We start from the raw sequence: 11,979 nt of genomic DNA on the forward strand, positions 1-11,979 counted from the left end.
TTGCCGTACGCACCTGGCGTCCCGGTAGCGCCTTTCCCCCTTCGGGTCTGCCCCGAACGAAGAAACGGGCCGCCCCTCCAGTGGAAAGCCAGTGGAAAGGCGGCCCGCACGCGCGCGTGGAGCGCGGTTTTCTTTAGGGAACCTCAGTCGCGGGCCTCCGCAAGCAGCTTCTGGAGCCGCGAGACGCCCTCGACGAGGTCCTCGTCCCCGAGCGCGTACGAAAGGCGCAGGTAACCCGGCGTCCCGAAGGCCTCGCCCGGGACCACCGCGACCTCGGCCTCCTCCAGGATCAGCGCGGCCAGCTCGACGGAGTTCTGCGGGCGCTTGCCGCGGATCTCCTTGCCGATGAGCCCCTTGACCGACGGGTAGGCGTAGAAGGCGCCCTCGGGCTCGGGGCAGAAGACGCCCTCGATGTCGTTGAGCATCCGCACGATGGTCTTGCGGCGCCGGTCGAAGGCCTCGCGCATCTTCTCGACGGCGACCAGGTCACCGGAGACGGCCGCGAGCGCGGCGGCCTGCGCGACGTTGGAGACGTTGGACGTGGCGTGCGACTGGAGGTTCGTCGCGGCCTTCACGACGTCCCGCGGGCCGATGATCCAGCCGACGCGCCAGCCGGTCATCGCATACGTCTTGGCGACGCCGTTGACCACGATGCACTTGTCGCGCAGCTCGGGGAGGATCGCGGGGAGCGAGGTGAACCTCGCGTCTCCGTAGACGAGGTGTTCGTAGATCTCGTCGGTCATCACCCACAGGCCGTGCTCGACGGCCCAGCGGCCGATCGCCTCGGCGTCGGCCTCGCTGTAGACGGCGCCCGTGGGGTTCGACGGCGAGACGAAGAGCACGACCTTCGTGCGCTCCGTGCGCGCGGCCTCCAGCTGCTCGACGGAGACGCGGTAGCCGGTGGTCTCGTCGGCGACGACCTCGACCGGGACACCGCCGGCCAGCCGGATCGACTCCGGGTACGTCGTCCAGTAGGGAGCCGGGACGATGACCTCGTCACCCGGGTCGAGGATGGCGGCGAACGCTTCGTAGATGGCCTGCTTGCCGCCGTTGGTCACCAGGATCTGCGAGGCGTCCACCTCGTACCCGGAGTCGCGCAGCGTCTTCGTGGCGATCGCGGCCTTCAGCTCGGGGAGGCCGCCCGCCGGCGTGTAGCGGTGGAACTTCGGGTTCTTGCAGGCCTCGACGGCCGCCTCGACGATGTAGTCCGGAGTCGGGAAGTCGGGCTCGCCCGCGCCGAAGCCGATCACCGGGCGCCCGGCGGCCTTCAGGGCCTTGGCCTTGGCGTCGACGGCGAGGGTCGCGGACTCGGAGATCGCGCCGATGCGCGCGGACACCCGGCGCTCGGTCGGAGAAGTTTCAGCGCTCATGGCCCCATCGTTCCAGACCCCAAAGGCCTCCGGTGCGGGGGTTTCCCGCCGGGCCGGAACCCAATCTGTTCGACGGCGGGCCGCGGACCACGTACACTCACTGCTCGTTGGCCCTCACCGGCCGCGCCCTCTCGCCGCACTCCGTGCACCTGAGCGGATGCGGTAGGTTGGGGGAAATCAAAGGGTCGTAGCTCAATTGGTAGAGCACTGGTCTCCAAAACCAGCGGTTGGGGGTTCAAGTCCCTCCGGCCCTGCTACACACTCCTTCGCCAGGATGTGTGCGCATGTACGTACTGCAATGCACCGCCGTGCGGCTCAACCGGGCGCGGCACGGCCACGACCCGGAATCAGGTGAGGACGAGTGACGGACGCCGTGGGCTCCATCGACATGCCTGATGCCCAGGACGAGGCGCCGGAGTCCAAGAAGAAGGCCCGCAAGGGCGGCAAGCGCGGCAAGAAGGGCCCCTTCGGCCGTCTCGCGCTCTTCTACCGCCAGATCATCGCGGAGCTTCGCAAGGTCGTCTGGCCGACTCGCAGCCAGCTCACGACCTACACCACAGTGGTGATTGTCTTCGTCGTCATCATGATCGGCCTCGTGACCGTGATTGACTATGGCTTCAGCAACGCTGTCAAGTACATCTTCGGCTGAGCCGAGAGCGAAGGGCGCCGTACTCGGCGCCCCTATTCGCGTGTTCCACCCCTTGTATCCAGGAAGAAGCAGCCACCGTGTCTGACCCGAACCTGAACGACGCCGTCGCGCCTCGCGGAGAGGACGCGGAGTCCGTGGAGGACCAGCTCGACATCGTCGAGGCGGCGGACGCCGAGGAGCCGGATCAGGCCGAGGCCGCCGACGCCGCCGCGGGCGAGCCCGCCGAAGAGGCCGCCGTCCACCTGGAGGGCGACGCCGAGGCTGCCGCCGAGTCCGAAGAGGACGAGGCCGCGGACGATGACGTCGAAGCCGACGCCGACGCCGACATCGAGGACGCCGAGGCCGAGGCCGCCGATGAAGACGGCGCCGAGGACGAGGAGGCCGTCGAGGAGGAGCCCGAGCCGGTCGACCCGATCGCCGCCCTGCGCGAGGAGCTGCGCACCCTCCCCGGCGAGTGGTACGTCATCCACACCTACGCCGGTTACGAGAACCGCGTGAAGACCAACCTCGAGCAGCGCGCCGTCTCGCTGAACGTCGAGGACTTCATCTTCCAGGCCGAGGTGCCGCAGGAAGAGGTCGCCCAGATCAAGAACGGCGAGCGCAAGACCATCCGTCAGAACAAGCTCCCCGGCTACGTGCTGGTGCGCATGGACCTGACGAACGAGTCGTGGGGCGTCGTCCGCAACACCCCCGGCGTCACCGGCTTCGTGGGCAACGCCTACGACCCCTACCCGCTGACCCTGGACGAGATCGTCAAGATGCTCGCCCCCGAGGCCGAGGAGAAGGCCGCCCGCGAGGCCGCCGAGGCCGAGGGCAAGCCGGCTCCCGCCCGCAAGGTCGAGGTCCAGGTCCTGGACTTCGAGGTCGGCGACTCGGTCACCGTCACCGACGGCCCGTTCGCGACGCTGCAGGCGACGATCAACGAGATCAACGCCGACTCGAAGAAGGTCAAGGGCCTCGTCGAGATCTTCGGCCGCGAGACCCCGGTCGAGCTGAGCTTCGACCAGATCCAGAAGAACTAGCCCGCGGCCCTCGCGGCTGCCACGGCTTCCTCTGGAACACACGCCTCCGAACAGGTCAGACGGGCTGCCAAAGCCGGTCTGACCTGCTCGGTTTTTAGCCGCGCGACTATACCCGTTATCGTTGTGCGGTATGCCTCCATCCGGATGACCGGATGGCCGGCTGAAAACTCTCACTAGGACCCGGAGAGAGCAATGCCTCCCAAGAAGAAGAAGGTCACGGGGCTTATCAAGCTCCAGATCCAGGCTGGTGCCGCCAACCCGGCCCCGCCGGTCGGCCCCGCGCTGGGCCAGCACGGCGTCAACATCATGGAGTTCTGCAAGGCCTACAACGCCGCGACCGAGTCGCAGCGTGGCTGGGTGATCCCGGTGGAGATCACGGTCTACGAAGACCGTTCCTTCACCTTCATCACCAAGACGCCGCCGGCCGCCAAGATGATCCTGAAGGCCGCTGGTGTCGAGAAGGGCTCCGGCGAGCCCCACAAGACCAAGGTCGCCAAGGTCACCGAGGCGCAGATCCGCGAGATCGCGCAGACCAAGATGGAAGACCTCAACGCCAACGACCTGGACGCCGCGTCGAAGATCATCGCCGGCACCGCCCGTTCCATGGGCATCACGGTCGAGGGCTGAGACTCCTCCCCCGTCTGACCTTTCTCCAGTGGTAGGGCCAAGCGCTGGCCCGCACCACGACTCCATACCTGAAAACACCAGGAGCAGAAGTGAAGCGCAGCAAGACTCTCCGCGCTGCGGACGCCAAGATCGACCGGGAGAAGCTGTACGCCCCGCTCGAGGCCGTCCGTCTCGCCAAGGAGACCTCCGCGACCAAGTTCGACGGCACCGTCGAGGTCGCCATGCGTCTGGGCGTCGACCCGCGCAAGGCCGACCAGATGGTCCGTGGCACCGTGAACCTCCCGCACGGCACCGGCAAGACCGCCCGGGTCCTGGTCTTCGCGACCGGTGACCGTGCTGCGGCCGCGGAAGCCGCTGGGGCCGACATCGTCGGCGCCGACGAGCTGATCGACGAGGTCGCGAAGGGCCGCCTGGACTTCGACGCCGTCGTCGCCACCCCGGACCTCATGGGCAAGGTCGGCCGCCTCGGCCGCGTGCTCGGTCCGCGTGGTCTGATGCCGAACCCGAAGACTGGCACCGTGACCCCCGATGTCGTCAAGGCTGTCAACGACATCAAGGGCGGCAAGATCGAGTTCCGCGTCGACAAGCACTCGAACCTGCACTTCATCATCGGCAAGGTGTCCTTCGACGACACGAAGCTGGTGGAGAACTACGCCGCGGCCCTGGAGGAGATCCTCCGTCTGAAGCCGTCGGCCGCCAAGGGTCGCTACATCAAGAAGGCCGCCATCACCACCACGATGGGCCCCGGCATCCCGCTGGACTCGAACCGCACCCGCAACCTCCTCGTCGAGGAGGACCCGGCCGCCGTCTGAAACTGACGGCAGCCGCGTCGCGTACGCGTTCTGTGGACGGGCCCCGCAACCTTTCGAGGTGCGGGGCCCGTCCTGTTTCTGTACAAGCCTTTCGGATACGACTGTCAAAGGCCCCGCGGCACGGACGCGGCGCCTCCACGAAGCCAAGGGGTGGGACGAGATGAACAGCACGACCATGCGGCGTACGGGGCTCTCGATCGCGGTGGCGGCCGCGCTGACGGGCCTGGCGGCCTGCGGTTCGGGTGACTCGGGGGGCTCCTCCGACAAGGCCGGGGACGGGAAGGACAGCGGCGGGATCAAGCTCAGCCCCATAGCCGCCCTGCGCTCGGTCCAGAAGTCGACCGACCAGGCGGACACCGCCCGGATCGACGGCAAGACCTCCATGGGCTCGCAGGTGTCCATGGACATGAAGGGCGTCATGGGCTGGTCCGACGGCATCACGGGCAACGTGACCGTGACGTTCACGGGCGGCGCCCAGGCCCAGCAGATGGAGCAGCTGGGTCAGACGAAGATCGACTACCGGTACCTGAAGAACGGCTTCTACGCGAACATGGGGGACACGTTCGCGTCCCAGGCGGGCGGCGGTCGGCACTGGCTGGAGTACGACTACGACACGCTGGCGGAGATGAGCGGCGCCGCGGGCGAGGCGTTCCAGGACCAGATGCAGAACAGCACGCCGAACCAGTCGGTGAAGATGCTGCTGGCTTCGGGCGACGTGAAGCGCGTCGGCGAGGAGGAGGTCCGCGGGACGAAGGCCACCCACTACTCGGGCAAGGTCGACATCGCCGATTTCACCGCCAAGAGCGCCGATCTGGACGAGGAGCAGCTGAGCGAGCTGAAGAAGCAGTTCGAGCAGGCCGGCATGAGCACCGAGACGATCGACATCTGGGTCAACGACGACGATCTGCTCGTCAAGAAGATCGAGAAGGCCGACACGAAGAACGGCGCCTTCGAGCAGACCGCCTACTACAGCGACTACGGCACGCCGCTCTCCGTCGAGAAGCCCCCGGCCTCGGACACCGTGGGCTTCAAGGAACTCATGAACAAGCAGCGGCCCGCGGTGTAGGCGCGAGGGGTCCCACGGCCCGCTCCACCCCTCTCCGACCGGCCCCGTCGGCGGATAACCCGGAGGAAAGCGCCGCTTTCCTTCGGGTAATCTCAGCCCACCTTGATAAGTCGATCAAATGTTCCTAGATCAAATGTTCCTAGGGGTGGGGCCATGAGTATGTCTGTGCGTACGGGACGCAAGAAGATCGCGGGGGCGGCGCTGGCGGCCGTGCTGCTCGCCGGTGGCGCGGTCAGCTGCGGATCGGAGAAGTCCGACAAGGCGGCGGGGGAGGGCATGGCCCCGGTGGCGGCCGTGCAGAAGGCCGCGAAGAAGACCGAGGACCTGACCTCGTTCACCTTCCGCATGAAGGGGACCGTCCCGGGCGACGGGAAGGTCCGGGCCGACGCGGCGATGAGCACCAAGCCGCTCGCCATGAGCATGAAGGTCTCCGCGCCCGACCAGGGCCCGCAGAAGATGGAGCTGCGGTACGTCGACGGCGCCGTCTACCTCGGCGGCGGCAAGGAGGCCGCCAAGGAGATGGACGGCAAGAGCTGGATCAAGTTCGACGCCGCGGCCATGGGCAAGGCCGGCGGCAAGCCCGCCGCCACCTCGGTGGCCGGGCAGGCCGAGAACAACCCGGCCGACCAGTCCACGCTCCTGACCAACTCCAAGGACCTCAAGAAGGTCGGCAGCGAGTCGGTCGAAGGCGTCGAGACCACCCACTACACCGGCACGGTCACGCTGGACCGGATTCGCGAGCTGTCCAAGGGCAAGGACGCGGCCGCCCGCAAGCGTGACGAGAAGGCCATCCGGCAGTACGAGGACCTGGGCGTCGAGAAGCTGACGATGGACCTGTGGGTCGACGGCGAGGACCACACCAAGCAGTTCCGCGCCCGCGGCAAGGCCGACAAGGGCGCTCTCGACATGACCATCACCTTCCTCGACTACAACAAGCCGGTGAACGTCACGGCTCCGCCGAAGAACGAGGTCATGGATCTCGCCCAGGAGATGAAGGGCATGGAGAACTGACCGGATTTGCCTGACGCGGACCCGTTCGCGTAGTCTTCCCCAGAAGCCAAAGACCGCTGGTCGTTGCTGTGTTCTCAACTCAGAGGGTGCAGTGGCCGAAGGATCCGCTGAAACTGCGGACGACCCGCGCAGGTGACATGTGGAAGTGCTCCCGGACGGGATTCTGTTCGGTTGAGCTCACGCCCCGTGCGCCTGCGCCGGGGCGTCTCGTTTTTCCCAGCCCCTTCTGAGCGGTCCTCATCACCCGGAAGGAGGCCGACGCTCTATGCCGACGCCCGACAAGGCTGCCGCGGTAGCCGAGCTCACGGACAAGTTCCGCAGCTCGAACGCCGCCGTGCTGACCGAGTACCGGGGTCTCACCGTGGCCCAGCTCAAGCAGCTGCGCCGTTCCCTCGGTGCGAACTCCGAGTACGCCGTGGTGAAGAACACGCTGACCAAGATCGCGGCCAACGAGGCCGGGATCAACACGCTCGACGACCTGTTCACGGGTCCGACGGCGGTCGCCTTCGTCACCGGTGACCCGGTGGAGTCGGCGAAGGGTCTTCGTGACTTCGCCAAGGAGAACCCGAACCTCGTCATCAAGGGCGGTGTCCTTGACGGCAAGGCGCTGTCCGCCGACGAGATCAAGAAGCTTGCGGACCTCGAGTCCCGCGAGGTTCTGCTCGCCAAGCTGGCGGGCGCCATGAAGGGCAAGCAGTCCCAGGCTGCCGCGCTCTTCCAGGCGCTTCCCTCGAAGTTCGTCCGCACCGCGGAGGCGCTTCGTGCCAAGAAGGCCGAGCAGGGCGGTGCCGAGTAATTCGGCTCGCACATTGACCGCCGCCTGAGGCGACGGTCACCGCGGGCCCAACGTACGCCCGCCTCCATATACACCCGGCACCCGCCGAATTAGTGGAAGGACGCCACCATGGCGAAGCTGTCCCAGGACGACCTGCTCGCGCAGTTCGAAGAGATGACCCTCATCGAGCTCTCCGAGTTCGTGAAGGCCTTCGAGGAGAAGTTCGACGTCACCGCCGCCGCTCCGGTCGCCGTTGCCGCTGGTGGCGCCGCTGCCGCCCCGGCCGAGGCCGAGGCCGAGCAGGACGAGTTCGACGTCATCCTCACCGGCGCCGGCGAGAAGAAGATCCAGGTCATCAAGGTCGTGCGTGAGCTGACCTCGCTGGGCCTGAAGGAGGCCAAGGACCTCGTCGACGGCACCCCGAAGCCGGTCCTCGAGAAGGTCGCCAAGGACGCCGCGGAGAAGGCTGCCGAGTCCCTCAAGGCTGCCGGCGCCTCCGTCGAGGTCAAGTGACTTCACGAGTCGTCTGACTCTTCTCACCGCACGTACGGCGGAAACGCTGTAACGCGCGGGACGCCAAGGGCGATCACCCATGTGGGTGGTCGCCTTTCGGCGTTCCCGGGACCTGCGCGAGGCCTGCCTTGCGATGTCGGTCCCGGCGAGTATGGTGATCTTCGTTGTGCCTCGGGACAGCCCGTGACGGTGAGTGTCTCAGGGCGACGTCTGGGCAGGGGGGCCTTGACGAACCGCACGCAGCGCGCAATTCTCAGGACGCGTCGTCACAACGATCCGCATCCGAGGCATGGATCGGCGGCGAAGAGGGCAGTATCGATGTGCATCGAGGGCGTGGCTTGCAGCAGGGGTTGAGAACAACGAGGGTCTCCCAGAACCCGCACTGGACATCAGTGGGCCAACTGGCTACACTGACCCTTTGCGCTGCCTGTTAGCTGCCTCCTGCCCGTCACCAGGGGCATGACCACGCTTGAGCACAGTGGACCGGAACTTCCCTGACCTGGGATTTCTGCCCCTGTGTCCCGCCTGGGACCGGTACGCGCGTAGTGAGTCCGAGCCCTCGGAAGGACCCCCTCTTGGCCGCCTCGCGCACTGCCTCGACCGCGAATACGAACAACGGCGCCAGCACCGCCCCGCTGCGCATTTCCTTTGCAAAGATCAAGGAGCCCCTCGAGGTTCCGAACCTTCTTGCGCTGCAGACCGAGAGCTTTGACTGGCTGCTCGGCAACGACGCGTGGAAGGCTCGTGTCGAGGCGGCTCTTGAAAGCGGACAGGACGTCCCCACCAAGTCCGGTCTGGAGGAGATCTTCGAGGAGATCTCCCCGATCGAGGACTTCTCCGGGTCGATGTCCCTGACGTTCCGCGACCACCGTTTCGAGCCTCCGAAGAACTCGATCGACGAGTGCAAGGAGCGCGACTTCACGTTCGCGGCCCCGCTCTTCGTCACCGCCGAGTTCACCAACAACGAGACCGGCGAGATCAAGTCCCAGACGGTCTTCATGGGCGACTTCCCGCTCATGACCAACAAGGGCACCTTCGTCATCAACGGCACCGAGCGTGTCGTCGTGTCGCAGCTGGTCCGTTCGCCGGGCGTCTACTTCGATTCCTCGATCGACAAGACGTCCGACAAGGACATCTTCTCCGCCAAGATCATCCCGTCCCGGGGTGCCTGGCTGGAGATGGAGATCGACAAGCGCGACATGGTCGGTGTCCGCATCGACCGCAAGCGCAAGCAGTCGGTCACCGTTCTGCTCAAGGCTCTCGGTTGGACGACCGAGCAGATCCTGGAGGAGTTCGGCGAGTACGAGTCCATGCGCGCCACCCTGGAGAAGGACCACACCCAGGGCCAGGACGACGCGCTGCTCGACATCTACCGCAAGCTCCGTCCGGGCGAGCCGCCGACCCGTGAGGCCGCCCAGACGCTGCTGGAGAACCTCTACTTCAACCCCAAGCGCTACGACCTCGCGAAGGTCGGCCGCTACAAGGTCAACAAGAAGCTGGGTGCGGACGCTCCGCTCGACGCGGGCATCCTCACGGTCGAGGACATCATCGCCACGATCAAGTACCTGGTGAAGCTGCACGCCGGTGAGACCGAGACCGTCGGTGACAGCGGCACGTCGATCGTCGTCGAGACCGACGACATCGACCACTTCGGCAACCGCCGTCTGCGCAACGTGGGCGAGCTCATCCAGAACCAGGTCCGCACGGGTCTGGCTCGTATGGAGCGCGTCGTCCGCGAGCGCATGACGACCCAGGACGTCGAGGCGATCACGCCGCAGACCCTGATCAACATCCGGCCGGTCGTCGCCTCCATCAAGGAGTTCTTCGGCACCAGCCAGCTGTCGCAGTTCATGGACCAGAACAACCCGCTGTCGGGTCTCACCCACAAGCGCCGTCTGTCGGCGCTTGGCCCGGGTGGTCTCTCCCGCGAGCGGGCCGGCTTCGAGGTCCGTGACGTGCACCCGTCTCACTACGGCCGCATGTGCCCCATTGAGACGCCCGAAGGCCCGAACATCGGTCTGATCGGTTCGCTCGCCTCCTACGGCCGCGTCAACGCGTTCGGCTTCGTCGAGACGCCGTACCGCAAGGTCGTCGACGGCCAGGTCACCGACGACGTCGACTACCTGACGGCCGACGAGGAGGACCGCTTCGTCATCGCGCAGGCCAACGCGCCGCTGACGGACGACCTCCACTTCGCCGAGGCCCGCGTCCTGATCCGCCGCCGCGGCGGCGAGATCGACTACGTGCCCGGCACGGATGTCGACTACATGGACGTCTCGCCGCGCCAGATGGTGTCCGTCGCGACCGCGATGATCCCCTTTCTGGAGCACGACGACGCCAACCGTGCCCTCATGGGCGCGAACATGATGCGTCAGGCCGTGCCGCTGATCACCGCCGAGGCCCCCCTCGTCGGCACCGGCATGGAGTACCGCTGCGCGGTCGACGCCGGTGACGTGATCAAGGCCGAGAAGGCGGGTGTGGTCCAGGAGGTCTCCGCGGACTACGTCACTGTCACCAACGACGACGGCACGTACACCACGTACCGCATCGCCAAGTTCTCCCGGTCGAACCAGGGCACCTCCGTCAACCAGAAGGTTGTCGTCGACGAGGGCGCCCGCGTGATCGAGGGCCAGGTTCTGGCCGACGGTCCCGCGACCGAAGAGGGCGAGATGGCCCTCGGCAAGAACCTGCTCGTGGCGTTCATGCCGTGGGAGGGTCACAACTACGAGGACGCGATCATCCTGTCGCAGCGCCTCGTGCAGGACGACGTCCTCTCCTCGATCCACATCGAGGAGCACGAGGTCGACGCCCGTGACACCAAGCTCGGCCCCGAGGAGATCACCCGGGACATCCCGAACGTCTCCGAGGAGGTCCTCGCCGACCTCGACGAGCGCGGCATCATCCGTATCGGTGCCGAGGTCGTCGCCGGTGACATCCTCGTCGGCAAGGTCACGCCCAAGGGTGAGACCGAGCTGACGCCCGAGGAGCGCCTGCTCCGCGCGATCTTCGGTGAGAAGGCGCGCGAGGTGCGCGACACCTCGCTGAAGGTGCCGCACGGTGAGATCGGCAAGGTCATCGGCGTCCGCGTCTTCGACCGCGAAGAGGGCGACGAGCTGCCGCCGGGCGTGAACCAGCTCGTCCGTGTCTACGTGGCGCAGAAGCGCAAGATCACCGACGGTGACAAGCTCGCCGGCCGTCACGGCAACAAGGGCGTCATCTCGAAGATCCTGCCGATCGAGGACATGCCCTTCCTGGAGGACGGCACCCCGGTCGACATCATCCTCAACCCGCTGGGTGTCCCGTCCCGAATGAACCCGGGTCAGGTCCTGGAGATCCACCTCGGCTGGCTCGCCAGCCGCGGCTGGGACGTCTCCGGCCTCGCGGACGAGTGGGCGCAGCGCCTCCAGGCCATCGGTGCCGACAAGGTCGACCCCGGGACGAACGTCGCCACCCCCGTCTTCGACGGTGCGCGTGAGGACGAGCTGGCCGGTCTGCTCCAGCACACCATCCCGAACCGCGACGGCGAGCGCATGGTGCTCCCGTCCGGCAAGGCACAGCTGTTCGACGGCCGCTCCGGCGAGCCGTTCCCGGACCCGATCTCGGTCGGGTACATGTACATCCTCAAGCTGCACCACCTGGTCGACGACAAGCTCCACGCCCGTTCGACCGGCCCGTACTCGATGATCACGCAGCAGCCGCTGGGTGGTAAGGCGCAGTTCGGTGGTCAGCGCTTCGGTGAGATGGAGGTGTGGGCGCTTGAGGCTTATGGCGCCGCGTACGCCCTTCAGGAGCTCCTGACGATCAAGTCCGACGACGTGACCGGCCGCGTGAAGGTCTACGAGGCCATCGTCAAGGGCGAGAACATCCCCGAGCCCGGCATCCCTGAGTCCTTCAAGGTGCTCATCAAGGAAATGCAGTCGCTCTGCCTCAACGTGGAGGTGCTGTCCTCGGACGGCATGTCCATCGAGATGCGCGACACCGACGAGGACGTCTTCCGCGCGGCGGAGGAGCTCGGCATCGACCTGTCCCGGCGCGAGCCGAGCAGCGTCGAAGAGGTCTGACGGGTCTGGTCGGGGCCTCCTCGTGAGGCCCCGGCCCTGCCCCGGACCCGTACAGACCATGATTGAGACTCGA

10 protein-coding genes and 1 tRNA gene are annotated in these 11,979 nt (G+C 66.7%); 10 read left to right on the top strand and 1 reads right to left on the bottom strand.

Translation table 11 applies throughout. From position 1 onward, the window contains the following. Window positions 1–143: 143 nt before the first annotated feature. Entirely contained in the window at window positions 144–1,370 is a 1,227-nt protein-coding gene (locus J2N69_RS21915; protein ID WP_127910233.1) for a pyridoxal phosphate-dependent aminotransferase, read from the bottom strand. Window positions 1,371–1,551: 181 nt separating this feature from the next. On the opposite strand from J2N69_RS21915, the gene J2N69_RS21920 reads away from it, so the two are divergent. The 10 genes from J2N69_RS21920 (at window position 1,552) to rpoB (ending at window position 11,906) form a co-directional block, all read left to right on the top strand. Continuing rightward, window positions 1,552–1,624 (top strand) — tRNA-Trp (locus tag J2N69_RS21920). A 107-nt stretch (window positions 1,625–1,731) separates the two neighbouring features. Next, window positions 1,732–2,019 (top strand): preprotein translocase subunit SecE, encoded by a 288-nt coding sequence (gene secE, locus J2N69_RS21925; RefSeq protein ID WP_127910232.1) that lies wholly within the window; start codon window positions 1,732–1,734, stop codon window positions 2,017–2,019. 77 nt (window positions 2,020–2,096) lie between these two features. Continuing rightward, a complete protein-coding gene (gene nusG / locus J2N69_RS21930; protein WP_230902286.1) occupies window positions 2,097–3,041 on the top strand; it encodes a transcription termination/antitermination protein NusG in 945 nt (314 codons plus the stop codon). Window positions 3,042–3,233: 192 nt separating this feature from the next. Next, a complete protein-coding gene (rplK, locus tag J2N69_RS21935) occupies window positions 3,234–3,668 on the top strand; it encodes a 50S ribosomal protein L11 (RefSeq protein ID WP_030782612.1) in 435 nt (144 codons plus the stop codon). An 89-nt stretch (window positions 3,669–3,757) separates the two neighbouring features. Continuing rightward, window positions 3,758–4,480: a 50S ribosomal protein L1 gene (gene rplA / locus J2N69_RS21940; RefSeq protein ID WP_055698213.1), complete on the top strand. Its 723-nt coding sequence runs from the start codon at window positions 3,758–3,760 to the stop codon at window positions 4,478–4,480. A gap of 160 nt (window positions 4,481–4,640) precedes the next feature. Beyond that, the gene (locus tag J2N69_RS21945) at window positions 4,641–5,546 is read left to right on the top strand and encodes an SCO4651 family lipoprotein (protein WP_230902287.1); all 906 of its coding nucleotides are present in this window, start codon (window positions 4,641–4,643) and stop codon (window positions 5,544–5,546) included. Between the two features lie 165 nt (window positions 5,547–5,711). Continuing rightward, on the top strand, window positions 5,712–6,557 hold the full coding sequence (locus J2N69_RS21950; RefSeq protein ID WP_408056903.1) for an SCO4651 family lipoprotein: 846 nt from the start codon (window positions 5,712–5,714) through the stop codon (window positions 6,555–6,557). A gap of 265 nt (window positions 6,558–6,822) precedes the next feature. After that, the gene (rplJ, locus tag J2N69_RS21955; protein WP_030782600.1) at window positions 6,823–7,353 is read left to right on the top strand and encodes a 50S ribosomal protein L10; all 531 of its coding nucleotides are present in this window, start codon (window positions 6,823–6,825) and stop codon (window positions 7,351–7,353) included. 108 nt (window positions 7,354–7,461) lie between these two features. After that, window positions 7,462–7,845, top strand: a complete 384-nt coding sequence (gene rplL, locus J2N69_RS21960) for a 50S ribosomal protein L7/L12 (RefSeq protein ID WP_005313624.1) — start codon at window positions 7,462–7,464, stop codon at window positions 7,843–7,845. Between the two features lie 575 nt (window positions 7,846–8,420). Next, window positions 8,421–11,906, top strand: a complete 3,486-nt coding sequence (rpoB, locus tag J2N69_RS21965; protein WP_230902289.1) for a DNA-directed RNA polymerase subunit beta — start codon at window positions 8,421–8,423, stop codon at window positions 11,904–11,906. The last annotated feature ends 73 nt before the right edge of the window (window positions 11,907–11,979 follow it).

The organism is Streptomyces huasconensis (assembly GCF_021028635.1).
Taxonomy (GTDB): domain Bacteria; phylum Actinomycetota; class Actinomycetes; order Streptomycetales; family Streptomycetaceae; genus Streptomyces; species Streptomyces huasconensis.

Coding starts and splice junctions, on each gene's coding strand:
- J2N69_RS21915 (WP_127910233.1), bottom strand. CDS start 1,370: ATGAGCGCTGAAACTTCTCCGACCGAGCGCCGGGTGTCCGCGCGCATC.
- rplK (WP_030782612.1), top strand. CDS start 3,234: ATGCCTCCCAAGAAGAAGAAGGTCACGGGGCTTATCAAGCTCCAGATC.
- J2N69_RS21945 (WP_230902287.1), top strand. CDS start 4,641: ATGAACAGCACGACCATGCGGCGTACGGGGCTCTCGATCGCGGTGGCG.
- rplJ (WP_030782600.1), top strand. CDS start 6,823: ATGCCGACGCCCGACAAGGCTGCCGCGGTAGCCGAGCTCACGGACAAG.
- rplL (WP_005313624.1), top strand. CDS start 7,462: ATGGCGAAGCTGTCCCAGGACGACCTGCTCGCGCAGTTCGAAGAGATG.